This window comes from Streptomyces sp. DT224 (genome assembly GCF_049844595.1).
GTDB lineage: Bacteria > Actinomycetota > Actinomycetes > Streptomycetales > Streptomycetaceae > Streptomyces.
This window is the reverse complement of record NZ_JBNCLI010000003.1, coordinates 511,090-535,123: the sequence shown is the minus strand read 5'-3', so window position 1 is coordinate 535,123 and position 24,034 is coordinate 511,090. Positions and strand designations below refer to the sequence as shown.

The following is a 24,034-nucleotide window of genomic DNA, read 5'->3' as shown; positions in this document are numbered from 1 at the left end:
ATAACGGATGGACCGACAGGAGCGGATACGGAAGGGAGGCACCGCCCATGGACACCGTCACCATGAGCCGCGTACGCGACGGCCTCTCCCGCGTCCTGCGCCCCGCGGGGCTGCTCCTCTTCCTCCTCACCGAGGTGCTCCTCGCCGAGGGCGGCAGCCTCTCCGCCGCCGTCGCGCTCGCCGCCACCGCGGCCGCCGGCACCGCGCTCGTCGCCTGCTCGGTCCTGAGCGCCCGCTGCGCAGCCCCGGTGCCCCGCACCCGGGTGCGCACCGCCATCCGCGACCGGGAGAAGCGCACCGCGTTCCTGCCGCAACGGGACCCGGACGCCCAGGGGCGCCGGCGCCCCCGAGCGCCGGGCCGTGCCCTCCTGACGGCCGCGTAAGGACACCTCAGCCACTCACGCGGACCCGTCACGCCGAAGCACGTACTCCTCGCTTCCCGCATGACGAGACCCCGGAGGGCTCACCCATGTCCGCCTTCATGTCCGCTTTCGCCAGCCTGGTCGGCGCCTTCGCCGACCTGCTCCACCCGCTCTTCCAGGGCGCGTCCACCGCCGCCGCGATCGTCCTGTTCACCGCGCTCGTGCGGCTCGCCGTGCACCCGCTCTCGCGGGCCGCCGCACGCGGGCAGAAGGCCCAGCGCCGGCTCCAGCCGCAGATCGCCGAGCTGCGCAGGAAGCATGGCAAGGACCGCGAGCGGATGCAGAAGGCGCTCATGGAGCTGCACCGCGAGGAGAAGGTCTCGCCCTTCTCCGGCTGCCTGCCGAGCCTGCTCCAGATCCCGGCGTTCTTCCTGCTCTACCACCTCTTCTCCAGCCAGAGGATCGGCGGCGAGGCGAACTCGCTCCTCGGCCACCAGCTCTTCGACGCGCCGCTCGGCGAGCGCTGGCACGACGCGCTCGGGCACGGCGGGATGTTCGGCGCGCAGGGCCTCGTCTACCTGGGACTCTTCGCGATCGTGGCCGCCGTCGCCACCTTCAACTACGGGCGTACCAAGCGTCAGATGGCCGCCAACCCGGTCACCCCGCCCGCCGGCCCCGACGGGCAGCCGGTGCCCGGCATGGGCGTGATGAACCAGCTCATGCCGCTGATGTCCTTCTTCACCCTCTTCACCATCGCCTACGTGCCGCTGGCCGCCGCGCTGTACGTGGTCACCAGCACCACCTGGACCGCCATCGAGCGGGCCTTCCTGTACCGCGACATGACCGCACCGGGCGCCGCGGTCGCCACAGCCGCGTAACGGCGGCGGCACGGCTCCCCGGTCCAGGTGGTGAACAGGGTCTTGCGGAGTGATCGGACGTCTTGGAGGATCGGACAAGCCTGCGATGGCCGCCACCCATCCGACGGGCCTGATCCCGACCGAGGAGAACGACTCTTGAAGCTGCTTCGTGTGGGTACGGCGGGCGCGGAACGACCGGCGCTGCTGGACGAGGACGGAACCCTGCGCGACCTGTCGGGCGTCGTCCCCGACATCGACGGCGCCCTGCTGGCCGACGGGGCCGCGCTCGCCCGGGTGCGCGCCGCCGCGGCCGCGCCCGGCGGGCTGCCGGCGCTCGACGCCGAAGGGCTGCGGGTGGGCCCGCCGCTCGCCCGGATCGGCAAGATCGTGTGCATCGGGCTGAACTACCACGACCACGCCACGGAGACCGGGGCGTCGATCCCGGACGAGCCGATCCTGTTCTTCAAGGCCCCGGACACCGTCGTCGGGGCCGAGGACACCGTGCTCGTGCCGCGCGGCAGCGTGAAGACCGACTGGGAGGTCGAGCTCGCCGTCGTCATCGGCCGCACCGCGCGCTACCTGGAGACGGTCGAGGAAGGGCTCGCCCACGTCGCCGGGTACGCGGTCGCGCACGACGTCTCCGAGCGCGAGTTCCAGATCGAGCGCGGCGGCACCTGGGACAAGGGCAAGAACTGCGAGACGTTCAACCCGCTGGGGCCCTGGCTCGTCACCGCCGACGAGGTCCCCGACCCGCAGGCCCTCCCGCTGAAGCTCTGGGTCAACGGCGAGCTGAAGCAGGACGGCACCACCGCCGACCAGATCTTCCCGGTCGGCGAGGTCGTCCGCTATCTGAGCCACTTCATGACGCTCTACCCGGGCGACGTCATCAACACCGGCACCCCGGCCGGCGTCGCCATGGGACAGCCCGAGCCCAAGCCGTACCTGCGGGCGGGCGATGTCGTGGAGCTGGAGATCGAAGGACTCGGCCGCCAGCGCCAGGAGCTGAAGGACGCGTAGAGCGCCTCGATACATCGGAGGGGTGGGGTCCGTTCGTACGCGGACCCCACCCCTCCCCGCGTGTCAGCCGTCGATCCGCGACACGAACTGCTCCAGCGCCTCCACCACCAGCGCGTGGTCCTCGGCCTGCGGCAGCCCCGAGACCGTCACCGAGCCGATGACGCCCGCGCCCTCGACCGCGATCGGGAACGAGCCGCCGTGCGCCGCGTAGACGTCCGGGTCCAGCCGGGACGCCTCGTCGAAGGTCGTCCCCTTCGCCCGGAACCGCGTCCCCACCAGGTACGAGCTCTCCCCGTACCGCTCGACCACCCGGCGCTTGCGGTCGATCCACGCGTCGTTGTCCGCGCTCGAACCGGGGAGCGCCGCGTGGAACAGTTGCTGCGCCCCGCGCCGGATGTCGATCGCGACCGGGGCGTGCCGTTCCCGGGCCAGCGCGACCAGCAGCCCGCCGAGCGCGTAGGCGTCGTCGTAGCCGAAGTGCGGCAGCGTCAGCCGGCGCTCCTGGGCGATCAGCTCGGAGATGGTCGGAGCGGTGGGGTTCATACGGGCTGCTCCTCGGGGGCGTGGGCGGGCGAGGGGACGGGGGTGCCGGCACCGGCGGGCCGCAGGGTCACGGTGACCCCCTCGCGGGCCGAGCGGCGGGCGGCCTCCAGGACGTCCAGGGCCTCGGCGGCCTGAAGGGCGGTCACCGGATTGTCGCCCGTCCCGCGCAGCGCGTCCGTGACCGCCGCGTAGTACGCCGGGTAGTCGCCCGGGAGGGTACGGACCGGGGTGCCGCCGCCCGTGAGCGGGGACTCGCCCGCGCCGAGCCGGCCCCACAGCTCCTCGCCCTCCTCGCCCCACGGCTCGCCCGGTGCCGGCCGGGCGCCCTCGCGCAGGGCGGCCTCCTGGGGGTCGAGGCCGTACTTCACGAAGCCGGCGGCGGACCCGAGCACCCGGAAACGCGGGCCGAGCTGGGCCGTCGTCGCGCTCACGTACAGGTGAGAGCGCACGCCCGAGGTGTGCGTGATCGCCACGAACGTGTCGTCGTCGGCCGCCGCGCCCGGGCGCCGCAGGTCCGACTCGGCGTACACCTGGGCCGCCGGGCCGAACAGGGTCAGCGCCTGGTCGACCACATGGCTGCCCAGGTCGTACAGCAGCCCGCCGATCTCGCGCGGGTCGCCCGACTCGCGCCAGCCGCCCTTCAGTCGCGGGCGCCACCGCTCGAAGCGGGACTCGAAGCGCTGGACCTCGCCCAGGACGCCGTCCGCGAGCAGCGCGCGCAGGGTGAGGAAGTCGTTGTCCCAGCGGCGGTTCTGGAAGACCGAGAGCAGCAGCCCGCGCTCATCCGCCAGCGCCGCCAGCTCGCGCGCCTCGGCCGCCGTGCCCGCGACCGGCTTGTCCACGACCACCGGCAGCCCGGCCTCCAGCGCCGCCCGCGCGAGCGGTACGTGCGTCCTGTTCGGCGACGCGATCACGATCAGGTCCAGCTCGTCCGCCCGCTGCCACAGCTCGTCGGGCGAGGCGGCGAACCGTACGTCGGGGAAGGCGGCGCGGGCCTCGGCCCGGCGCTCCTCGTCACGGGTGACGACCGTGTCGAGGACCAGTCCTTCGGTGGCCGTGATCAGCGGGGCGTGGAAGACGGACCCCGCCAGGCCGTAGCCGACGAGTCCGACGCGCAAGGGGGAGCCGGAGGTGTGGGAGGTCATGCCGTCCACTTTGGCAACGCTGTTGCCAAAGTGCAAGCGCGGGCCACAATGGGTCCGTGAACAGGAGCAACACCGGCGCGAACCTCCCCGCCCTGCGCAGCCACAACGCGGCCCTCGTCCTCGACCTGCTGCGGGTGGCCGGCGAGCGCGGCATCAGCCGGCTCGAACTCGCCGAGCGCACCGGGCTCACCCCGCAGGCCGTCAGCAAGATCACCGCCCGGCTGCGCGCCGGGGGCCTGGCCGCCGAGGCGGGCCGCCGCGCCTCCACGGGCGGCAAGCCCCGGACCGTGTTGCGGCTCGTCCCCGGGGCCGGGCACGCGGTGGGGCTGCACCTGGACCGCGACGGTCTGGCCGCGGTCCTGGTCGACCTCGCGGGCACGGTCGCCGAAAGCCTCACGGCTCCGCTGGACTTCGGGGCCCCGGCGGACGAGGTGCTGACGGCCGCCGCCGGGGCGGTCGCCGCCGTGCGGGGGGACGGGGCGCCGCCGGTGCTCGGGGTGGGCGTCGCGGCCCCGGGGCCGCTGGACCACCGGGGCGGGGTGCTGCACCGCGTCACCGGGTTCCCGCAGTGGGACGGCTACCCGCTGCGCGAGGCGCTCGCCGCCCGGACCGGGCTGCCCGTGGTCCTCGACAAGGACACCAACGCCGCCGCACTTGGCCTCGCCCTCGGCGCGGAGGGCCCCGCCGACTTCGCCTACCTCCACCTCGGCACCGGCCTCGGCGCGGGGCTCGTCCTCGGCGGGGCGGTGCACCGGGGGGAGCGGACGGGGGCGGGCGAGTTCGGGCACCAGACCGTGCAGCTGGACGGCCTCCGGTGCGGCTGCGGCGGACGCGGCTGCCTGGAGGCGCTGTGCCTGGCCGCCGTCCGCCGGGGCGACGCGGCCGAGGCGGCGCGGGTGCTGGGGACCGGCGCCGCCAATCTCGTCGGGCTGCTCGACATCGACCGCGTGGTCCTGGGCGGCCGCACGGTCGCCGCCGACCCCGACACGTACGTACGCGGAGTGCGCGCGGTCCTGGACGAGCGCTCCCGCCGCGACGGGGCCCGCGACACCCCGGTCCCGGTCACCGCCCACCGCGCGGGCGACCGCCCGGTCGCGGAGGGCGCGGCGCAGCTGGTGCTGGCCCCGCTGTTCGGGCGGGTGGGGTCCGGCGAGGCGGACGGGGCGCCTGCGGCGGGCTGACCGGGGAGGCGCCTGCCGATGCGGCCGGTCCGGTGCTGAGGCGTCCCCGCCCCGGCGCACGCCCCCGGCGGCCCGGGCGGCCCCGGCGGCCCCGGCGGCCGCTCCGGGCCGCACGCCGCACGGTGCCCCCGCTGCCCCGGGCCGGCCCTGCGGCACGCCTGCGCCGGGCGCTCGCGCGCGTGGCGGGGTCGGCCACCCCGAGGGATGTCCGGCCCTCCGCCGTCCGGGCGGCCCCGCGGCACGCCTGCGCCGGGCGCTCGCGCGCGCGTGGCAGGGTCGGCCACCCCGAGGGATGTCCGGAGCCGCGCCGCCCGCGGCGCCCCGCCGCCCCGACCGGCCGTTGCCGTACGAAGTGGAGGCTGCCCCGCCATGCCCCCCGAACCTGCCGAGCCCACCGAGACCACCGATCCCCCCGGGGCCGGCCGCACCCGGCACGGCCTCGCGCTCGGGCTCGCCGCCGCGAGCGTGATGCCCGTGGTCCTCGGCGGGGCGACCGCGTCCGCCGCCCCGCAGCGCAGCCCGGTCGCGGGTCCGGCCGGCCGGCTGACCCCGGCCGCCGCGCCCGGCTCGGCCACCGCCGACCAGCAGCCGGCCTGCGGCGACCCCGCGTCGGCCGGCTTCCCCATCGACACCCGCATCCACGGCGGGCCCGACACCTACGCCTCCGGCGGCGGCTACGGCACCTGGTTCCTGGACCTGACGAACACGACGACCGAGTCCTGCCGGGCGATCCACCCCGTCCTCGTCCTCACCGACGAGGAGCGGGCGCTGACCTCGGACCAGATCCAGCTCCAGTTCTCGGAGCGCGCCCACCCCGGGGTCGAGCACCGCGTGACCTGGGAGACGACCGACCGGGACGAGCACATCGGGGTCTTCGGCGGCGAGGGCGACGACGCCTTCCCCGGGTTCACCGTGCCCGCCGGACGCACCGTCACCGTCCAGGTCCGGCTGGCCTTCACCTCCGACACGAGCCCCGGCCGGATCACCGCGAACGCCGCGGTCGTCCAGCGGCGGGGCGGCGGGAGCGGCGCGGGCGGCGACGGGGAGTGGGTCGGTGAGTCCGAGGACTACCCGTTCTCCGTGGTCGAACCCGGCGAGGACGGCACCGGCACCGGTGAGACGGACGGCGACCGCGAGAGCGCGGACGCAACGGGCCGGGAGCACGTGGGTGGCACCGGCGAGGACGAGGAAGAGGGGAGCGGCACGGTGAAGGGCAAGGGCGACGAGGGGTACGCGGACCCCGGCAGGACCGGCACCACCCGGCGGCCCGTCCCACCCGGCACCGACCCGGCGGGGGTCCCGCAGCTCGCCGACACGGGCATCTCCGTCCCGGTGCCCCTGCCCGCGCTCACCGTGTCCGGGTTCCTGATCGGCGGCGGCGCGATGGTGCTGGCGACCCGCCGGACCCGCCGCGCGAACCACTGATCACCAGGTGGTCGGCCAGTACCTCCACGTCGAACAGTCGGCCTCAGGCGGTCCGGCCATGGGGGGCGGCGTCGCGGGGGTGGGCACGCGCTCCCCCAAGCTCTCGGCTTCGCTCGAGCAGGGAGGGGCCCCCTCCGGCGTTGTCGTCCATCACCATGGCTTCGCCATGGCTCAATTCTCCGCCGTGCAGCTGCGCGCACCCACCCCCGCTCCTTCCTCCACCCCCCAATTGCCGGACCACCTAAACTCTGGGGCGTCGGCGCTGCACAACGCGGTGCCGCCGGCGTCCCCGCACCTGGCGTACGGCAACTGGAGTCCCACATGGCAGAGCGCAAGCCGATCTCGTCCTGGCTGACCGACATGGACGGGGTCCTCATCCACGAGGGCACCCCGATCCCCGGCGCCGACGCCTTCATCAAGCGGCTGCGTGACTCGGGGCTGCCCTTCCTGGTCCTGACCAACAACTCGATCTACACCGCCCGCGACCTGCACGCCCGGCTGAAGCGCATGGGCCTGGACGTGCCCGTGGAGAACATCTGGACCTCCGCCCTCGCCACCGCCCAGTTCCTGGACGACCAGCGGCCCGGCGGCACGGCGTACGTCATCGGCGAGGCCGGACTCACCACGGCGCTGCACGACATCGGGTACGTGCTCACCGACCACGACCCCGACTACGTGGTGCTCGGCGAGACGCGTACGTACTCCTTCGAGGCCCTCACCAAGGCGATCCGGCTGATCAACGCCGGGGCCCGGTTCATCTGCACCAACCCGGACGAGACCGGCCCGTCCGCCGAGGGCCCGCTGCCCGCGACCGGCTCCGTCGCCGCGCTGATCACCAAGGCGACCGGCAAGGCCCCGTACTTCGCGGGCAAGCCGAACCCGCTGATGATGCGCACCGGACTCAACGCGATCGGCGCGCACTCCGAGTCCAGCGCCATGATCGGCGACCGGATGGACACCGATGTGCTGGCCGGCCTGGAGGCGGGCATGCAGACGTTCCTGGTGCTCACCGGGCTGACCACGGTCGCGGACATCGACAAGTACCCGTTCCGGCCGTCCACGGTCGTGGACTCCATCGCGGACCTGGTCGACCTGATCGACCTGGGCTGACACCGGGTGGGGCGGGGCCCTTTCGCGCCCGCCCCACTCCACCGGCCCAGTGCCCCCGCGCTGCGGATGCGGAACACGCCCGCAGGAGTGAACCTTCCATCAGGAGGTTCACGATGCGTTCCATACCCCTCACGTTCTGTGCCGCCGCACTGGCCGCGGCGACCCTGGTGCCGATCCCCTCGGCACTGGCCGAATCCGGCTCCGGCCACGAGGACTCCCGGTCCCGCGCCGCCCTGTCGGTCTCGCCCCCGTCCGTCGCTCCGGGCGGCGAGGTCGAGCTGGAGCTCACCGGCTGCAAGGCCAAGGAGGCCAAGGGGAACTCCGACGCCTTCGTCTCCGAGGCGCGGTTCTCGTCCGGTGGCGACCGCACGCTCTACGCCGAGGCCCGCGTCCGGGCGGACGCCGAGCCCGGCGACTACGACGTCCAGGCGGTCTGCGACAAGCACACCCGGGTGACCGCCACCCTCACCGTCGTGCACCGCGACCGGCCCATGCCCATCGCCCCGGTCCACGCGGGCGGCGGAGGCACCGCCGTGCTCGCGAGCGAGACCGCCGAGCAGGACGGCCCCGGCACCACCCACGAGGTGATCGGCCTCGGACTGGCCGCCGTCGCGGCCGTCGCCGTCGCCTTCCGCAGCGTGCGCCGTCGCCGTCCGGCGGCCGACTGACATGTCCGCACCGGAGGAGTCGGCGGGGCGCGGCAGGCTGCTCACCGGAGTGACCTGGGCCGTCATCCTGCTGGGCCTGTGGCTCTGGGGCCGCGGGATCACGGACGGCTCGGGCATCGGCTCGGCCCCGACCACCGGCGACGTCGCCGCGGTCGGGCGCCCGCTCGGCGTGCCGCTGCCCCCGGCGCACGCGCCGATCCCGGGCGTCGCGCCGAAGAGCGTCGAGATCCCGTCGATCGGCGTCGAGGCCCCCGTCGTCTCCCGGGGCCTGGACGCCGAGGGTGCCATCGAGCCGCCGTCCTTCGACGCGCCCCAGACGGTCGGCTGGTACGGCGCCGGCACCCGGCCCGGCGCCGAGGGGCCCGCCCTGTTCGTCGGCCACGTCGACACCGAGACCAAGCCCGCGGTCTTCTACGGGCTCAGTGCGGCCCGCCCCGGCGCCAAGGTCGACGTGACGCGCACGGACGGCACGGTCGCCGAGTTCACCATCGACGACGTGCAGGTCCTCACCCGGGCCAGGTTCGACGCCCAGAAGGCGTACGGGCCCCGCAAGGACGGGCGGGCGGAGCTGCGGCTGATCACCTGCGGCGGCACGTACGACCGGAAGTCCCACTCGTACACCGCGAACGTGGTGGTCTCGGCGTACCTGACCGCGGAGAAGAGCACGGAGGAGGCTGCGGCCGAGGCGGCCTGATCCGGACCGATGACACCGGTACCCGGCCCGGCCGCCGCCCGTTCCCCGGGTGGCGGCCGGGCTGGTCCTCGACCGCGGTGCGCGGGCCGCGGGAGTGGCCCGGCGCGGACACGGGAGGTCGGTGGCGTCCGGGTCCGCCGCACACCCCACTGTAGGGGGAGGCTCCCCGTCCGCCCAGCCGCCTTCTGACGTTACGTCGATAACCGGTCACCCTGCGCACGCGGTGAAGCGGTTGCGGAAGCGCGTCGAAGAACGACCAAGGCCCCCTCGCGCGAAGCGAGGGGGCCTTGGCTGTGCGTGCGCCGCCAGGGACTCGAACCCCGGACCCGCTGATTAAGAGTCAGCTGCTCTAACCAACTGAGCTAGCGGCGCCTGCTGACCTGGAAAACTCTACCCGATCCCGAGCGGTGCTCCCGACCATCCCCCTCGCCGCACCGGCCTGTCGGATGGTCGTTTTTTCCCTTCTATCCGTCAAACTGCGGTATGTCGTGACGTAGGGCACGACCATTGACACGCTGACGCCCGAGCAGATGCGCCCGAGGAACTTGACGACTGCGGAGGGGAATCGCATGACTGTGCCGGCCTTCGAGGAGTACGTACCCGCCATCGACTGTCCCTGTCCCGGCTGCGCCGCCCAGCGGCGGACCGCCGCCGGCGGACTGCCCGTGCGGAACGGGGGACACCCGGCCGCCCACGGGGCGCGGCGCGCGATGGTGCTGGTCACCGCCGCCGGGGTGGTGCTCGGCAGCGGGGCCGCGGAGTCCGCCGGAGCACCGGCCGACCCCGCCCCGGTGCCGGGCACGGGGGTGCCGACCGGAATCGGCCCGCTGCCGGACAGCCCTCAGGGGCTCCCGGGTCCGCTGCGCGGGCCCGGCGCGCCGGGCCCGGCGGCCGCCCAGGCGGCGGTGTCCGAGCCGCGGGCGACGACCCGGACCGAGATCATCGACCGCGCGAAGAAGTGGCTGGACGCGCAGGTCCCGTACAGCATGTCGAGGTACTGGTCGGACGGGTACCGGCAGGACTGCTCCGGCTATGTGTCGATGGCCTGGAACCTGCCGGGCAACGAGTGGACCGGCAGTCTCGCCGCCTACGGGACCCGCATCGCCCGCGCGGACCTCCAGCCCGGCGACATCCTGCTCTTCCACAACCTCGCCGACCCCGGGGACGGCTCCCACGTCACGATCTTCGGCGGCTGGACCGACTCCGCGCACACCCACTACACGGCGTACGAGCAGACCAAGCCGCACACCCGCAGGCAGACGACGCCCCTGGCGTACTGGACCAACTCCGCGAGCTATGTCGCCTACCGCTACAAGGGCCTGAGCACGGGGAAGTCCGGCAGCGAGGCCGAGAAAGCGCCCTTCCCCGGCGTGGCGAAGTTCGGGCCCCGCACGAACAACGCGTACGTGACCCGGCTCGGCGCGATGCTCGTCGCCCGGGGCGGCAAGCGCTTCTACAGGATCGGCCCCGATCCGGTCTGGACCGGCGCCGACCTCCGGGCCACCCGGGCGTTCCAGCAGGCCCAGGGGTGGAAGGGTGCCGAGGCCGACGGCATTCCCGGCCCCCACACGTGGAAGCTGCTGGTGACCGGAACCGGCCGCGACATCCCCGCCGCGAGCGGCCGGGGCGGCGCCGAGGCGGCTCCGGCCTTCCCCGGACGGGGCTATTTCCGGCCGGGTCGGTCGAACAGCCATGTCGACAGGCTCGGAAAGCAGTTGGTGAAGAAGGGGTACGGCGCGCACTACCGGCTGGGCCCCAGCCCCCGGTGGACCGAGGCGGACCGGCGCAATGTCGAGACCTTCCAGAAGGCCCAGGGCTGGCGGGGGACGGAGGCCGACGGCTATCCGGGCCCGGAGACCTGGCGGCGACTCTTCGCGTGAACACGACGGACATGACGGAGGCGGAAATGCGATCCACGGTGTCGGACAGCTCCGGAAACCCGGAGAACGGCCAGGAGACGGAGTACGGAACGGTCCCGGTACGGGAATGGGTCGGCCCGGGCGGAGCGGGCAGCGTCACGGACGCGTGGGCGGCGGGGGCCGCGGCGGAGGCGCTGCCGGTCGCCGAGGGGCTGCCGGTGCGGGGCGCGACCCCGGCCGCGCCCCGCGCTCCCGAGCCACCTCCCCTCTTCGGGCCGGTGCCGGTGTCGGTGCCCTCGGACGACGAGGTGGTGGTCCAGGTCGCGGAGCCGGTCGCTCCGGATCGCGGCGGTGACACCGATTCCGTCGTCGATCTGGTGCTCGATCTCCGGCCGGGCGAGGAGGACCGCGGGCCCGCGCTCGGTGCCACCTCGGCTTCGGTGTCGGTTCCGGCGGGGGCTCGCGGAGAGGAGCCCGCGGACGCGGTGCCACAGGACGCGGTGCCGGAAGACGCGCGCCCCGCGGACGCGCCCGCGCCGGACCTCGTGAAGGACGCCGGTCCGCAGGACGCCGTGCCCGAGGACACCCGTCCCGAGGATGCCGTGCCCGAGGATGCCGTGCCCGTAGCGAAGGCTCCCCGGCCCGAGCCGGTCCTCGCCCTCGCCGGGGCCCGTGTGCCCGGTCCGGACGCCGCGCCCCGCCCCGACCCGGTCCGGGACAGCGGCCGCCACCAGGCGGTCATCGCCAACGAGCGCACCGCGTCCATCCCCGTGCACCTCCTCTTCCGCGAGGACCGGCGCGCCGGTGCCGCCGCCGTGCCGCCCACCGTCGTACGTCCGGCGGGCGGCGAGGCCGGGGTGCGGCGGCCGCCCGTGCCGAGGACGCCGCAGGTGCGGCCCTCGACCCGGCCCGCCCCCGACGCCGACCCCCGGCTTCGCGAGCGGCCCGGGCCCGCGCTGCCCGGCTGGGCCGCGCTGCTCACCGGCTTCGCCGGGACCGCGGCGGCCGGCGCGGTGCTGTGGTGGACCGGGGTGGTCCCGGCCGCCGTGCTCGCCCGGGTCGGGCTCGGCCCACGGCCGTACGAAGGGCTGCCCACCGGCGCCTGGGCCGCGCTCGTGTTCCTGACGGCCGTCGTGCTCTTCGCGCTCGGCGGCCTGGGCCGGGGGCGGGTCGGGCACGCCTGGGTGCTCACGCTCTTCGGGCAGTACCGGGGCAGCGTGCGGCGCACCGGACTGGTGTGGATCAGCCCGCTGCTGCTGCGCCGGCGGATCGACGTGCGGCTGCGGCACTGGCGCAGCGAGCCGCTGCCCGCCGTGGACGCGAACGGCACGGCGCTGCGGGTCGTCGTCCAGGTGGTGTGGCGGGTCAAGGACACCGTGCGGGCGGCCCTCGGCATCGAGGACCACGAGGCGTACCTGCGCGAACAGGTCGAGGCCGCGATGGCCCGGGTGCTGTCCCAGCTGCCCGCCGACGCCTTCCACGAGGACGCGCACACCCTGCGCGACGCGGAGGCGGTCGGCGACGCGCTGACCCGGATGCTGAAGGCGGACTGCGAGCCGGTCGGCGTCGAGGTGTACTCGGCCCAGCCGACCGGGATCGAGTACGCGCCGGAGGTGGCGGCGGCGATGCAGCGGCGCCGGATCGCGGCGATCGACGCGCAGCACCGCGACAGCGTGCTGACCTCGGTCGTGGACGCGGTGGACGACACCGTCAGCCGGCTCACGGAACGGGGCCTCGTGGAGCTGGACGACTACGAACGGAAGGCGCTGGTCAAGGACTTGACGGTGGCGTTCTACACCGGGCGGACCGGAGGCGACGGCTCCTGAGGCTGCCCGGGGGGAGGTTCCGGAAACCGGAATCCCACGCTCATTGGTCTGGACATGGTCAAGCCGCGGCCATAATCTGAGCCTTGGTCTAGACCGCAGAACGCGCGTACGCGGCAGTGCTCATGGAATCCCCTCCCCCCACGATCCGAGGAGCGACAACACATGCGTATGAAGGCAAGCGCGGCCCTGATCGGTCTTGCGGTAGCGGGCGTCTCGATGTTCGCGACGAGCAGCGCCAGCAGCCACGGCTACACGGACAACCCGATCAGCCGTCAGAAGCTGTGCGCCAACGGCACGGTGACCGGCTGCGGCAACATCCAGTGGGAGCCGCAGAGTGTCGAGGGTCCGAAGGGCTTCCCGGCGGCCGGGCCGGCGGACGGGAAGATCTGTTCCGGGGGGCACGGCGAGTTCGCCCAGCTGGACGACCCGCGCGGTGGCAACTGGCCCGCCACCAAGGTGACGGCTGGCCAGGGCTTCAGCTTCCGCTGGCAGTTCACCGCCCGCCACGCCACCTCGGACTTCCGGTACTACATCACCAAGGACGGCTGGGACCCGACCAAGCCGCTCACCCGGGCCGACCTGGAGCCGCAGCCCTTCATGACCGTGCCGTACGGCGGCAAGCAGCCCCCGGCGACCCTGACCCAGCAGGGCACCATCCCCACCCAGAAGTCGGGGAAGCACATCATCCTGAGCGTCTGGAACGTGGCGGACACGGCCAACGCGTTCTACGCGTGCTCGGACGTCCAGTTCTGACGTCCGGTTTCCGATGTCCGGTTCCGCCGCCCGGCGGTGACCGTGCGGCGTGACCGCCGTGCTGCCGGCGGGCAGCACGGCGAACCCCGGGGAGTCCAAGACTCCCCGGGGTTTCGCCGTGCCGGTACGGGCCGGGCCACGGTCAGACCTGGGCCGGGACCGGAGCCGCGGCCGGCGCCTCGGCGTCGGCGGTCTCCCCGGCGGCCGGCGCCGTCCGGGTCGCCCGGAGCAGCAGGGTCGCCGCGAGCACCGCGCCGGTCAGCAGGACCAGGGACCCGGTCACCGAGGCGTACCGCATGCTGTGCACGAAGGCGTCCTGGCCGATCGCGATCAGCGAGTGGTCACCGGTGGACAGCGCACCCGGCAGGGTCTTGCGGGCGGCCTCGGGGGCGGAGGCGGGCATGTCCGCCCGGTAGACCGCGGTGGCGACGGCGCCCAGGAGGGCCATGCCGAGCGCCCCGCCGAACTCCTGCCCGGTCTCCAGGAGCGAGGCGGCCGAGCCGGCCTTCTCCGGCGGGCTGACGGCCATCGCCATGTCCGAGACGAGCGCCATCACCGCGACGATGCCGCTGCTCATCACGGCCGACCCGATCAGCAGCAGGGCCAGCGAGTCGGTCCCGGCCAGCGTGAAGAGGCCGAAGCCCGCCGCGCCGACGGTGAACCCGCCGCAGACCACGTAGGCCCGCTGGACCCGCTGGGCGAGCGCGGTCGCCCCGGGGGCCGCCGCACCCACCGCCAGGGACGGGGCCAGGCTCCACAGCGCCGCCTCCATCGTGCTCATGCCGAGCACCGACTGAAGGTACTGGGTGGTGAAGAAGGCCGAGCCCATCATCGCGAAGGCGGCCAGCGCGTTGAGCCCGATCCCGGTGCCGAAGCCCCGGCCCCGGAACAGCTCCCGGCTGATCATCGCGTCGGAGCGGGTGCGCTGCCGGTGGACGAAGAACCAGCCGACGGCCAGCCCGGCGGCGATGACGAGGGCCCGCTCGGCGTCGAACCCGTGGGCGGCGCTCTCCTTGATGCCGTAGACCACCGGCAGGACCGTACCCATGGACAGCGGAACGCTCAGGAAGTCGAAGCGGCCCGGGTTCGGGTCCTTGAACTCCGGGACCAGCAGCGGCACGAGCACCAGCAGCAGCACCATCGCGGGCACGTTGATCAGGAAGACCGAGCCCCACCAGAAGTGCTGCAGCATCACCCCGCTGAGCACCGAGCCGAGCGCGACGCCGCCGGCCATGGCGCCCGACCAGATGCCGATCGCCTTCGCCCGCTGCTGCTCGTTCCGGAACATGTTGCGCACGAGCCCGATCGTGGAGGGCATCAGCGTCGCCCCGCCGATCCCGAGGACCGCCCGGGCCGCGATCAGCATCTCCGGGCTGTTCGCGTAGGCCGCGCAGACCGAGGCGGCGCCGAAGGCGAGCGCCCCGATCATCAGCAGCTTCCGGCGCCCGATGCGGTCGCCGAGGGAGCCCATCGTGATGAGGAGGCCGGCCAGGGCGAAGGCGTACACGTCGAAGATCCACAGCTGCTGGGTGGCGCTGGGGGCGAGGTCCCGGTCGATGGACGGGATCGCGAAGAAGAGGACGGAGACGTCCATCGAGACGAGGAGGAGGGGGAGGAGCAGGACCAGGAAGGCGGTCCACTCCCGACGTCCGGCGAGTGCGCCGGAGGCGGCGGTGGTGCTCGTGGGGTTCGTCATGCCAAGGAATATACGGCTGTTTAAAACAGCTGTCTAGTACGTCTGTGTAAAACGTTCGTACATGGCTGCGGGCAGCGCAAAACGGCAGCACGAAACGCACGAGGCGGTCTCCGTGGATACGGAAACCGCCTCGTGCGTTGTCTGTGCGCCGCCAGGGACTCGAACCCCGGACCCGCTGATTAAGAGTCAGCTGCTCTAACCAACTGAGCTAGCGGCGCCTGCTGACGTGAAAATAATACCTGGTCCACAGGGGTGCTGGTGACAGCCCGCCCCGCGGCCCCGCCGGCCGGTCTACAGGGCCAGCGACAGCAGCATCGGGGCCGCGCGCCGGTTCAGCGTGTCCGCCGCCGCGCGCAGCCGGTGCGCGTCCTTCACCGGCATCGACAGCGCCAGGCAGCCCGCCGACGACCCGGCGGTCAGCGGCACCGCCGCGCACACCGTGCCCACCGCGTACTCCTGGAGGTCGAGCACCGGGACCGCGGCCGGCTGGCTGTCCAGCTTGGAGAGGAGGACCTTCTCGCTGGTGATCGTCCGCGAGGTCAGCCGGGGCGTCTTGTGCCGGGCGATGTGGTCGCGCCGGCCGTTCTGGTCGAGCTGGGTCAGCAGGCACTTGCCGATCGCCGAGGCGTGCGCCGCCGACCTGAAGTCCACCCACTCGTTGACCGCCGGGGTGAGCGGGCTGTCGGCGTACTGGGTGACGCGGATCTCGCCGTCGATGTACCGGCTGATGTAGACCGCCGCGCCCACCGAGTCGCGGAGCTGGGTCAGGGTCTGCTGGAGCCTGGACTCCAGGGCCTGGCGGCGGGCGGCGCCCGAGCCCAGGAGCAGCAGCGAGGCGCCGATGACGTACGCCCCGTCGGTGATCTGCTCCACGTAACCCTCGCGGCGCAGCGTCAGCAGCAGGGGGGTGAGGTGGCCGGTGGGCAGCCCCGTCTCGCGGGAGAGCTGGGCTTCCGTGACCCCGCTGCCGTGCTTCGAGACCGTTTCGAGCACGCGAAGGGCGTACTGCACCGAGTGGAACGGCGCGGTCGGTTCGGGCTTCAGCACCACGGATTCCCCCTGCCAGTCGGGACCGGAGGCCGGTCGGTGGGCCGTCGGCCTCGCCCCCACGATAGCGGCCGGGGGCCCGATCGGGGCGGTGTGCGGCGGACTCGTGGGTGCGCCCCGGAGCTGTCAGCAGGGGCGCACCCGTATGGCATATGCCGCTGTCATGCGCGCGCGACGGATGCCGAGGTCACAGCACTGCGTTGAGGAATTCGCGCGTGCGTTCGTGCGAGGGATCGGAGAAGATTTTCTCCGGCGAACCGGACTCCACGACCCGTCCGGCGTCGAACATCAGCACCTTCTCCGAGACGTCCCGGGCGAAACTCATCTCGTGGGTCACGCAGACCATCGTGATGTCGGTGTTCCTGGCGATGTCCGTCAGCAGCTCCAGCACCCCCGCCACCAGCTCCGGGTCGAGCGCGGAGGTCACCTCGTCCAGGAGCAGGATCTCCGGCTCCATCGCCAGCGCCCGGGCGATCGCGACCCGCTGCTGCTGCCCGCCGGACAGCTGCGAGGGGTGCGCGTCGACCTTGCCGGACAGCCCGACGAGGTCCAGCAGCTCCCGGGCCCGGGCCTCCGCCTTGTCCCGGTCCATCCCGAGGACGTTGACGGGCGCCTCGGTGATGTTCTGGAGCACCTTCATGTTGGGGAACAGGTTGAACTGCTGGAAGACCATGCCGATCTTCCGGCGGGCCGCGCGCAGGTGCTTCTCGGACGCCGGCTTCAGCGAGCCGTCCGGCGCCCGGAGGTGCGTCAGCGGCTCGCCGTTGATCCAGATCACGCCGTCGCTGACCCGCTCCAGCGTCATCAGGAGGCGCAGGATCGTCGTCTTGCCCGAGCCGCTGGGCCCGATCAGGGTGACGTGCTCGCCGCGCTCGACCGTGAAGTCCAGCTCGTCCAGGACCGTGTGGTCCCCGTAGCGCTTGACGACCTTGTCGAAGCGGACGAGCGGGTGCCCGTCGTCCTTGGACACGGCGACGGGCACGACGTCCTCGGGGGCCGTGGCCGCGTTCTTCTGCAGGGGGAGGGGTTCAGTGGCCAAGGCGCTTCTCCAGCTTCCTCATCAGGAGGGACGTGGGGTAGCTCGCGACCAGGAAGATCAGGCCGGCGAGCGTGAACACCTCGGTGTAGACGAAGTGCTTGGTTCCGTAGTCGCGTGCCTGGAAGACCATCTCGTGCACGGTGATCACGGCGAGGAAGGGGGTTTCCTTGAACATCGAGATCGCGTAGTTGCCCAGCGCGGGCACCACGTTGCGCACGGCCTGCGGCAGGATCACCGCCTGCCAGGTCCGCCGGGGCGACAGCGACAGCGCCCGGCACGCCTCCCACTGCCCCTTCGGCACGGCGTCGATCCCGGCGCGGTACACCTCGGAGGTGTACGTGGCGTAGTGGACGCCCAGGACGACGATGCCGACGGTCAACGGCTCCACGGAGGTGAACAGCGCGGCCGCTCCCACCAGCTGGACGATCAGCGGGGTGGAGCGGACGAACTCCATCACCGCCTTCACCGGAACGGTCACCAGCCGGCTCGGGGCCCGGCCGGCGACCGCGATGGCCAGCCCGAGGACGGCGGCGACCAGGGTGCCGAACACCGTGGCCAGCAGGGTGGTCCAGAACCCGTCCAGCAGCAGGGGGAACGCGTCGCCGACGGCGCCCCAGTCGAAGTCGTGGTTCACCTGGCACCTCCGGCCTGGGCGGCGGACACGGCGCTACGGGACTTCAGCAGGCTCTTCCCGCCCGCCGCGAGACCGAGCCGCCGCTTGGCGGACCGCTCCAGCAGGTTCATCAGCAGGGTCAGCGCGTAGGCCAGGACGAAGTAGCAGACCAGCAGCGTCGCGTAGGCGGTGAGCGTCTCGCCCGTACGGCTGCGCAGCTTCTCGATGGCGGTCATCAGGTCCGCCGCCGAGATCAGCCACAGCAGCGGGGTCGCCTTCAGCAGCTGGATCAGCAGGTTGGTGAACGACGGGATCATCTGCACCCACGCCTGCGGCAGGATCACCTTGCGCATCCGGTGCAGCGGCGACATGTTCAGCGCGAGCGCCGCCTCGTACTGCCCGCGCGGTACGGAGTTGACCGCGCCGCGCACCACTTCGGCGCCGTACGCCCCGTAGTTGAGGCCGAACGCGAGCACCCCGCAGACGACCGGCGTCAGTTCGTACCCGGTCAGCTGCGGCATCGCGTAGTACAGCCAGAACAGCTGCACGTACAGCGAGGTGCCGCGGAAGAACTCCACCACCACGCGGGAGACCCCGCGCGACAGCATGAGCCGGCTGAGCGACATCAGGCCCAGGACGAACGACAGGAGCAGCGCCGCCAGGGCGCCGAACACCGTGGCCTCCAGGGTCACCCACAGGCCGGACCGCAGCTGCGGCAGATCGTCGGCGAAGGCCGAGAAGAAATCATTCATGCGGTGGGCACCGTCCCCGTCAGCCCTTGCACAGATCGGCCGTCTTCAAGGTGGCCGGCGGCAGTTCGGTCGCGCCGAAGCCGTAGTCGCGCAGCAGCTCCACATAGCGCGACTTGTCGGCGACGATCTTCTTCAGCTCGCGGTTGAACGCGTCACGCAGCTCCTCGTTGCCCTTGCGGAACACCGCGCCGCCGGGGCTGTACTGCTTCGCGCCCTCCAGCTCGGGCAGGAACGCCTCGGTGACCTCGGTGCCCTCGTTGGTCTTGGCGAGCCAGCGCAGCGAGATCCCGGTCAGCAGGAACGCGTCGACCCGGCCGCCCTTGACCGCGTCCGCGCCGTCCTGCGGCTTCTGGAGCGTCTTGATCCTGCCCTCGGGGATGCCGGCGCCCTTGGCGTACGAACCCTCCACCGCGCCCGCCATCACGCCGATGGTGATCCCGGCGGCCTTCGCGGAGGCGAGGTCGGTGACCTTCTTCGGGTTGCCCTTCTTCACCATCATCGCGGTCGGCGAGATGAACTCCGGCTCGGAGAAGAGGGCGTTGGCGCAGCGCTCCGGGGTGATCGCCATACCGGCGCTGACCACGTCGTACTTGCCGGCCTGCAGGCCGGGGATCAGGCTGTCCCACTCGGAGAGGGTGGGCTTCAGCTCGTCGACACCGAGCGCCTTGAAGATCTCGCGGTGCAACGTGGGCGCCTCGCCCTTGAGTTCCTTGCCCTCCATGTAGCCGTACGGCGCCTCGTCCGCGTAGGCGACCCGTACGAAACCCTGCTTGCGGAGCTTCTCCAGCGCGCCTTCGCCGTCGGCGGAGCCCTCGCCGGTCTTGCTGCACGCGGCGAGCAGGCCGGGGACGACGAGCAGACCGCCCACCGCTGCCGATCGGTTGAGAAATCCCCGGCGGGACAGGTTCGGGAAGTCAGCCATGGTCGCAATCTCCTGAAGCAGTCGAACGGTCCGGACAGGCTTGGCGCCTGCCCGATCCGGGGCTTCTATTCAGGAAGAAGACGCATGTAATCGAACGGTGGCCGGAGGGTGACCTTCCCGTGTCCACGCGCAGGCCGGATGGCGGGGTTTGCGCGGGATGTCCCGTGCCCCGGCTCCGTACCGCGACGGGTGCCCGTCCGGCCGCCGTTCATGCACGCGCGGGCCGCCCGGGGCGATAACCGGGCCGGATGGCGGAATACTGGAACAGGAGCGGGGAAACCGGTCAGTGCCGCCGCGATCGTGTGCGGCACAGACGCAGGCGCAGAGAAAGGGTGGACATGACGACCGTCGGATTCCTCTACCCGGGCCACTTCGCCGAGGACGACTACCCGCGCATGGAGATCCTTCTCGACAGCACCATCAGACTCGTCGTCCACCACACCGAGAGCCCGGACGCCGCCTACCGCGAGGAGGCCCTGAGCGCGCTGGGCACCCCCGGCCGGCTCGCCGCGGGCATCGAGGAGCTGCAGCGCTCCGGGGTCCAGTCCATCGTCTGGGCCTGCGACGGCGGCAGCTTCCTGTACGGGTGGCAGGGCGCCCACGACCAGGCCGCGGCCCTCGCCCGGGCGGCGGGGGTGCCCGCCTCCAGTACCTCGATCGGCTTCGTGCACGCGGTACGGAAGCTGGGCGCCGAGCGCGTCGCGGTCGCCGCGACCTACCCGGAGGCGGTCGCCGAGCGGTTCGCCGCGTTCCTCCGGGAGACCGGCACGGAGGTGACCGGCGTCCACGCGGCGGGCGTGACCGAGGCCGCCGAGGCCGCCGCCTGGAGCGCGGAGCAGGTGCTCGGACTGGCCAGGGCCGCCGACCGCCCCGAGGCCGAGGCCGTCCTGATCCCCGACACGGCCCTGCACACCGTCTCCCACCTCCCCGAGCTGGAGGAGGCGCTCGGAAAGCCCGTCCTCACCGCGAACCAGGTGGCGGCCCGGGAGGCCCTGCGGCTGGCCGACCGCCCCGCCTGGGCGCCGAGGCTCGGCACGCTCTTCGCCCACCGCGAGCAGCCGCCGGCCCCGGTGAGCCGGGGGAGCGGGAGGGCGTACGCGCACGGGAAGAAGAGCGTGTAGAAGAGGCGGCAGGGGTGCGCCCGGGAATAAGCGGAGCCATCCTCCTGTTCGTGCTCTCCGGACAGACGAGGCAGTGAAGCGCACCACCGGAGAGGCCAGACGTGGACGAGATTCGAGGCGACGAGATCCAGGGCGACGAGATCCGGGGCACGGCCCGGGGCACCGCCCCCGTGCCGCTGTCCGTGCTGGACCTGGTGACCGTCGGCAAGGGCCGCACGGCGGGCCAGGCCCTGCGCACCGGCGTGGAGATCGCCCAGCTGGCCGAGCGCCGGGGCTTCCACCGCTACTGGGTCGCCGAGCACCACTCGATGCCCGGCGTCGCCTCCTCGTCCCCGGCCGTGATCCTGGCCCACACCGCCGCCCGCACCGAGCGCATCCGGCTCGGCTCGGGCGGCGTCATGCTGCCCAACCACGCCCCGCTCGTCATCGCCGAGCAGTTCGGCACCCTGGAGGCGATGGCCCCCGGCCGCGTCGACCTGGGCCTCGGCCGCGCCCCCGGCACGGACGGCGCCACGGCGGCGGCGCTCCGGCGCACGGACCGGCTCAACGAGGGCGCGGACGACTTCCCGCAGCAGCTCATGGAGCTGACCCGGTTCCTGGACGACGACTTCCCCGACGGCCACCCCTACGCCCGCATCCACGCGGTCCCCGGACCCGTCCAGGCCACCGCCGAGGGCGGCGTCCAGTCCCCGGCGCGCCCGCCCGTCTGGCTGCTCGGCTCCTCCGGCTTCAGCGCCCGGCTCGCCGGGGTGCTCGGGCTGCCGTTCGCCTTCGCGCACCACTTCTCGGCCCAGAACACCGTGCCGGCCCTTGAGCTGTACCGGGACTCCTTCAAGCCGTCCACGGTGCTCGATGCCCCGTACGCCCTGATCGGTGTGGCCGCACTGGCCGCCGACGACGAGCGCGAGGCGCGGCGCCAGGTGCTGACCGGCGCGCTGTCGATGCTCCGGCTGCGGTCCGGGCGGCCCGGTCTCGTCCCCACGCCCGAGGAGGCGGAGGCGTACGCCTTCTCCCCGATGGAGCGCGAGTTCGTGGACAACTGGCTGGTCAACATCGTGCACGGCACCGCCGACGAGGTCCGCTCCGGCCTGGACGACCTGGCCAAGCGCACCGGCGCCGACGAGCTGATGATCACCGCCAACGCCCACAGCGGCGAGGCCCGGCTGCGCAGCTACGGCCTGATCGCCGACGCGTACGGCATGCCCGAGGCGTAAGCGCTACACCCCCGGGGCGCGGGTTCCGATCAGTTCGGCGATGCGCTCCGGGGCCACCGCGCGCGAGTAGAGCCAGCCCTGTCCGGTGTCGCAGCCGATCCGGCGCAGCCGCTCGGCCTGGCCGGCGGTCTCCACGCACTCCGCGGTGACGGACAGGCCCAGCCGGTGCGCCAGCTCCACCATCGCCTCGACGATCGTCTCGTCGGCGGGGCTGGGATGCGTGCCGTCCTCGTAGCGGAAACCGCGCACGAACGCGCCGTCCAGCTTGAGCACGGACACCGGGAGGCGGCTCAGGTAGGCGAGGTTCGAGTAGCCGGTGCCGAAGTCGTCGATGGCGATGCGCACGCCCATGTCGCTGAGCGCCTGGAGGGCCCGCAGCGGGCGGCCCGCCGAGCCCATCACCGCGGACTCGGTCAGCTCCAGCTGGAGCAGCGCCGGGTCGAGTCCGGTCTCCGCCAGGATCTCGGCGACATCGGTGACCAGGTCGGAGTCCCAGACCTGGCGGACCGCGACGTTGACGCTGATGAACAGCGGCGGCCGCGCCGGATGGTCCAGCTGCCAGCGCCGGGCCTGCCGGCAGGCCGAGCGCAGCACCCAGCGGCCGAGCTGCACGATCGAGCCGTCCTCCTCGGCGATCGCGACGAACCGATTCGGCGAGAGCATGCCGAACTGCGGGTGGTTCCAGCGCACCAGCGCCTCGACCCCGCGCACCACCCCGTCGGCCAGGCCGACCAGCGGCTGGTACTCGATGGTGAACTCGCCGCGCTCCACGGCCGGGCGGAGCGTGGACGAGAGCGCCTGCCGGGTCATCCGGTGGGCGTTGCGCTCCGGGTCGAACAGGGTCCAGCGGGCCTTGCCGTCCGCCTTCGCCCAGTACAGCGTGGTGTCGGCGGCCTGCATGAGCCCGGTGGCGGACGTGCCCGCGACGGGCCGCTCCACCACGCCGATCGACGCCGACACGGAGAGCCGCTGCCCGCCCAGGTCGAACGGCTGCTGGAGGGCGCCCAGCACCGTGCGCGCGAGGCCGGTGAGCTGCTCGGTGCCGGTGGACTCCTCGACCAGGACCGCGAACTCGTCGCCGCCGAGCCGGGCCACCAGCGGGGCGCCGGCCGGATAGGCCCCTTCCTGCTCGGCGCAGTCGGTGAGCCGGGCGGCGACGGCCGCGAGCAGCCGGTCGCCGATGCGGTGCCCCAGGGTGTCGTTGACCGCCTTGAACCCGTCCAGGTCCAGGTAGCAGAGCCCGACGCGGGAACCGGCGCCGTCCTCGTGCGGCGGGGTGCGCAGGGCCGCCGACAGCCGCTCGAAGAACAGCGCCCGGTTGGGCAGCCGGGTCACCGGGTCGTGCATCTGGAGGTGGCGCAGCCGTTTCTGGAGCTCGCGCCGGTCGCTGACGTCCGCGACGGAGAGCAGCACCTGACCGGGCGCGCCGTCGCGGCGTGCCGGCCGGGCGTCGGGCAGCGGAACGACGGTGATCTCGGCCCACAGCGAGCGCCCGTCGGGGTGCTTGAGGCGGCGGGTGCAGCGGAAGCGGGAGCGCCGGCCGTGCAGCACCTCGCGGTACGCGTGCCAGGCGCGGGCGTCCGCCGGGAGGTCGACCAGGTCGGCCGCCGACTGCGCGGTGAGCGCCGCCGCCCCGGTGCCCGCGAGCGCGCCGAGCGCCTCGTTGGCGGTGACGATCAGGCCCTCGTGGTCGACCACGGCCATCGGCAGGGTCGCGGCGCGGAACGCGGCCCGGTAGTCGTGCGCCTCGGTGCCGGGCGCGGCGGGCGGGCACGCTCCGTGACTCAGCGTGATGCCGGGTCGCTGTGCGGAGGGCGCCTCGGGGTCCGGCCCTCCGGGGGTTGCGCTCACCGTTCGCTCCGCCCTGCAGTTCTGTCCCGGACACCTCTGACCGGACTGGCCCGCCGCGTGGAGTGCCGTCGTCAGAGGCGGAAACCGCGCAGGAAAGCGAGGTGAAGCATAGAGGGCGGGCCCGGGCCCGATCCAGCGCCCCGGCCCTCGGGCACCCCGTTCGCGACTCGCACGGCCCACACGGACATCGATCCGGTTTGTCCCTGACTGATTGTTTCTGCGCACCTCTGCTCACTTGCCCTGCACCGGTGATCGATTGTGACTTTCCGTGAAGGGTGCGGGTGGGGGAGCGGCCGACACGACTGGGGGAGTCCAACGTGACGAAACGGCCATAACCGC

General features: G+C 73.2%; 22 protein-coding genes and 2 tRNA genes. 13 read left to right on the top strand and 11 right to left on the bottom strand.

Annotated elements, in window-relative coordinates; all coding sequences use genetic code 11:
• The first annotated feature begins 47 nt into the window (after positions 1-47).
• The 3 genes from ACLQ2N_RS09680 (at position 48) to ACLQ2N_RS09670 (ending at position 2,236) form a co-directional block, all read left to right on the top strand.
• Entirely contained in the window at positions 48-383 is a 336-nt protein-coding gene (locus tag ACLQ2N_RS09680) for a DUF6412 domain-containing protein (RefSeq protein ID WP_425811052.1), read from the top strand.
• Positions 384-469: 86 nt separating this feature from the next.
• Positions 470-1,240: a YidC/Oxa1 family membrane protein insertase gene (locus ACLQ2N_RS09675; RefSeq protein WP_425811050.1), complete on the top strand. Its 771-nt coding sequence runs from the start codon at positions 470-472 to the stop codon at positions 1,238-1,240.
• Positions 1,241-1,375: 135 nt separating this feature from the next.
• Entirely contained in the window at positions 1,376-2,236 is an 861-nt protein-coding gene (locus tag ACLQ2N_RS09670) for a fumarylacetoacetate hydrolase family protein (protein WP_425811048.1), read from the top strand.
• A gap of 63 nt (positions 2,237-2,299) precedes the next feature.
• Here the strand turns inward: ACLQ2N_RS09670 and ACLQ2N_RS09665 are convergent, their stop codons facing one another.
• Together ACLQ2N_RS09665 and ACLQ2N_RS09660 are read right to left on the bottom strand one after the other, a co-directional pair.
• On the bottom strand, positions 2,300-2,779 hold the full coding sequence (locus ACLQ2N_RS09665) for a heme-degrading domain-containing protein (RefSeq protein ID WP_073965042.1): 480 nt from the start codon (positions 2,777-2,779) through the stop codon (positions 2,300-2,302).
• On the bottom strand, positions 2,776-3,924 hold the full coding sequence (locus ACLQ2N_RS09660; protein WP_425811046.1) for a Gfo/Idh/MocA family oxidoreductase: 1,149 nt from the start codon (positions 3,922-3,924) through the stop codon (positions 2,776-2,778). The genes ACLQ2N_RS09665 and ACLQ2N_RS09660 overlap by 4 nt, the downstream gene beginning before the upstream one ends.
• 56 nt (positions 3,925-3,980) lie before the next feature.
• On the opposite strand from ACLQ2N_RS09660, the gene ACLQ2N_RS09655 reads away from it, so the two are divergent.
• From ACLQ2N_RS09655 to ACLQ2N_RS09635, 5 genes are all read left to right on the top strand, one after another.
• Positions 3,981-5,105 carry an ROK family transcriptional regulator gene (locus ACLQ2N_RS09655; protein ID WP_425811044.1) on the top strand — a complete coding sequence of 375 codons (1,125 nt, stop codon included), beginning with the start codon at positions 3,981-3,983 and terminating at the stop codon, positions 5,103-5,105.
• 369 nt (positions 5,106-5,474) lie between these two features.
• Complete coding sequence (locus ACLQ2N_RS09650) at positions 5,475-6,530, top strand: hypothetical protein (RefSeq protein WP_425811042.1); 1,056 nt, start codon at positions 5,475-5,477, stop codon at positions 6,528-6,530.
• A 321-nt stretch (positions 6,531-6,851) separates the two neighbouring features.
• Positions 6,852-7,640: an HAD-IIA family hydrolase gene (locus tag ACLQ2N_RS09645; RefSeq protein WP_425811040.1), complete on the top strand. Its 789-nt coding sequence runs from the start codon at positions 6,852-6,854 to the stop codon at positions 7,638-7,640.
• Positions 7,641-7,753: 113 nt separating this feature from the next.
• Positions 7,754-8,308 carry a hypothetical protein gene (locus tag ACLQ2N_RS09640; RefSeq protein ID WP_425811038.1) on the top strand — a complete coding sequence of 185 codons (555 nt, stop codon included), beginning with the start codon at positions 7,754-7,756 and terminating at the stop codon, positions 8,306-8,308.
• A gap of 1 nt (position 8,309) precedes the next feature.
• On the top strand, positions 8,310-9,002 hold the full coding sequence (locus ACLQ2N_RS09635) for a class F sortase (protein WP_425811036.1): 693 nt from the start codon (positions 8,310-8,312) through the stop codon (positions 9,000-9,002).
• 298 nt (positions 9,003-9,300) lie between these two features.
• Here ACLQ2N_RS09635 and ACLQ2N_RS09630 read toward each other — a convergent pair.
• Positions 9,301-9,374: transfer RNA gene (locus ACLQ2N_RS09630), tRNA-Lys, on the bottom strand.
• Positions 9,375-9,571: 197 nt separating this feature from the next.
• Between ACLQ2N_RS09630 and ACLQ2N_RS09625 the strand changes: the two genes are divergently transcribed.
• The 3 genes from ACLQ2N_RS09625 to ACLQ2N_RS09615 all read left to right on the top strand — a co-directional run bounded on the left by ACLQ2N_RS09625 (position 9,572) and on the right by ACLQ2N_RS09615 (position 13,440).
• Positions 9,572-10,882, top strand: a complete 1,311-nt coding sequence (locus ACLQ2N_RS09625; RefSeq protein WP_425811034.1) for a peptidoglycan-binding protein — start codon at positions 9,572-9,574, stop codon at positions 10,880-10,882.
• A gap of 26 nt (positions 10,883-10,908) precedes the next feature.
• Positions 10,909-12,687: an SPFH domain-containing protein gene (locus ACLQ2N_RS09620; RefSeq protein ID WP_425811032.1), complete on the top strand. Its 1,779-nt coding sequence runs from the start codon at positions 10,909-10,911 to the stop codon at positions 12,685-12,687.
• A gap of 162 nt (positions 12,688-12,849) precedes the next feature.
• Positions 12,850-13,440 carry a lytic polysaccharide monooxygenase auxiliary activity family 9 protein gene (locus ACLQ2N_RS09615; RefSeq protein ID WP_425811030.1) on the top strand — a complete coding sequence of 197 codons (591 nt, stop codon included), beginning with the start codon at positions 12,850-12,852 and terminating at the stop codon, positions 13,438-13,440.
• Positions 13,441-13,582: 142 nt separating this feature from the next.
• Here ACLQ2N_RS09615 and ACLQ2N_RS09610 read toward each other — a convergent pair whose 3' ends face one another.
• The 7 genes from ACLQ2N_RS09610 to ehuB form a co-directional block, all read right to left on the bottom strand.
• The gene (locus ACLQ2N_RS09610) at positions 13,583-15,136 is read right to left on the bottom strand and encodes an MFS transporter (protein ID WP_425811029.1); all 1,554 of its coding nucleotides are present in this window, start codon (positions 15,134-15,136) and stop codon (positions 13,583-13,585) included.
• A 144-nt stretch (positions 15,137-15,280) separates the two neighbouring features.
• A tRNA-Lys gene (locus ACLQ2N_RS09605) sits at positions 15,281-15,354 on the bottom strand.
• A 73-nt stretch (positions 15,355-15,427) separates the two neighbouring features.
• Positions 15,428-16,186, bottom strand: coding sequence for an IclR family transcriptional regulator (locus ACLQ2N_RS09600; RefSeq protein ID WP_425811027.1), 759 nt, complete (start codon positions 16,184-16,186; stop codon positions 15,428-15,430).
• Between the two features lie 184 nt (positions 16,187-16,370).
• A complete protein-coding gene (gene ehuA / locus ACLQ2N_RS09595) occupies positions 16,371-17,222 on the bottom strand; it encodes an ectoine/hydroxyectoine ABC transporter ATP-binding protein EhuA (protein WP_425811025.1) in 852 nt (283 codons plus the stop codon).
• The gene (ehuD, locus tag ACLQ2N_RS09590; protein ID WP_425811023.1) at positions 17,212-17,856 is read right to left on the bottom strand and encodes an ectoine/hydroxyectoine ABC transporter permease subunit EhuD; all 645 of its coding nucleotides are present in this window, start codon (positions 17,854-17,856) and stop codon (positions 17,212-17,214) included. The genes ehuA and ehuD overlap by 11 nt, the downstream gene beginning before the upstream one ends.
• Entirely contained in the window at positions 17,853-18,587 is a 735-nt protein-coding gene (ehuC, locus tag ACLQ2N_RS09585; RefSeq protein WP_425811021.1) for an ectoine/hydroxyectoine ABC transporter permease subunit EhuC, read from the bottom strand. Before ehuC ends, ehuD begins: the two co-directional genes overlap by 4 nt.
• A gap of 19 nt (positions 18,588-18,606) precedes the next feature.
• Positions 18,607-19,509, bottom strand: coding sequence for an ectoine/hydroxyectoine ABC transporter substrate-binding protein EhuB (gene ehuB, locus ACLQ2N_RS09580; protein ID WP_425811019.1), 903 nt, complete (start codon positions 19,507-19,509; stop codon positions 18,607-18,609).
• A 338-nt stretch (positions 19,510-19,847) separates the two neighbouring features.
• On the opposite strand from ehuB, the gene ACLQ2N_RS09575 reads away from it, so the two are divergent.
• On the top strand, positions 19,848-20,630 hold the full coding sequence (locus tag ACLQ2N_RS09575; protein WP_425811017.1) for a maleate cis-trans isomerase family protein: 783 nt from the start codon (positions 19,848-19,850) through the stop codon (positions 20,628-20,630).
• 101 nt (positions 20,631-20,731) lie between these two features.
• A complete protein-coding gene (locus ACLQ2N_RS09570; protein WP_425811015.1) occupies positions 20,732-21,844 on the top strand; it encodes an LLM class flavin-dependent oxidoreductase in 1,113 nt (370 codons plus the stop codon).
• A gap of 3 nt (positions 21,845-21,847) precedes the next feature.
• Here the strand turns inward: ACLQ2N_RS09570 and ACLQ2N_RS09565 are convergent, their stop codons facing one another.
• A complete protein-coding gene (locus tag ACLQ2N_RS09565; protein ID WP_425811013.1) occupies positions 21,848-23,695 on the bottom strand; it encodes a putative bifunctional diguanylate cyclase/phosphodiesterase in 1,848 nt (615 codons plus the stop codon).
• Positions 23,696-24,034 lie beyond the last annotated feature (339 nt).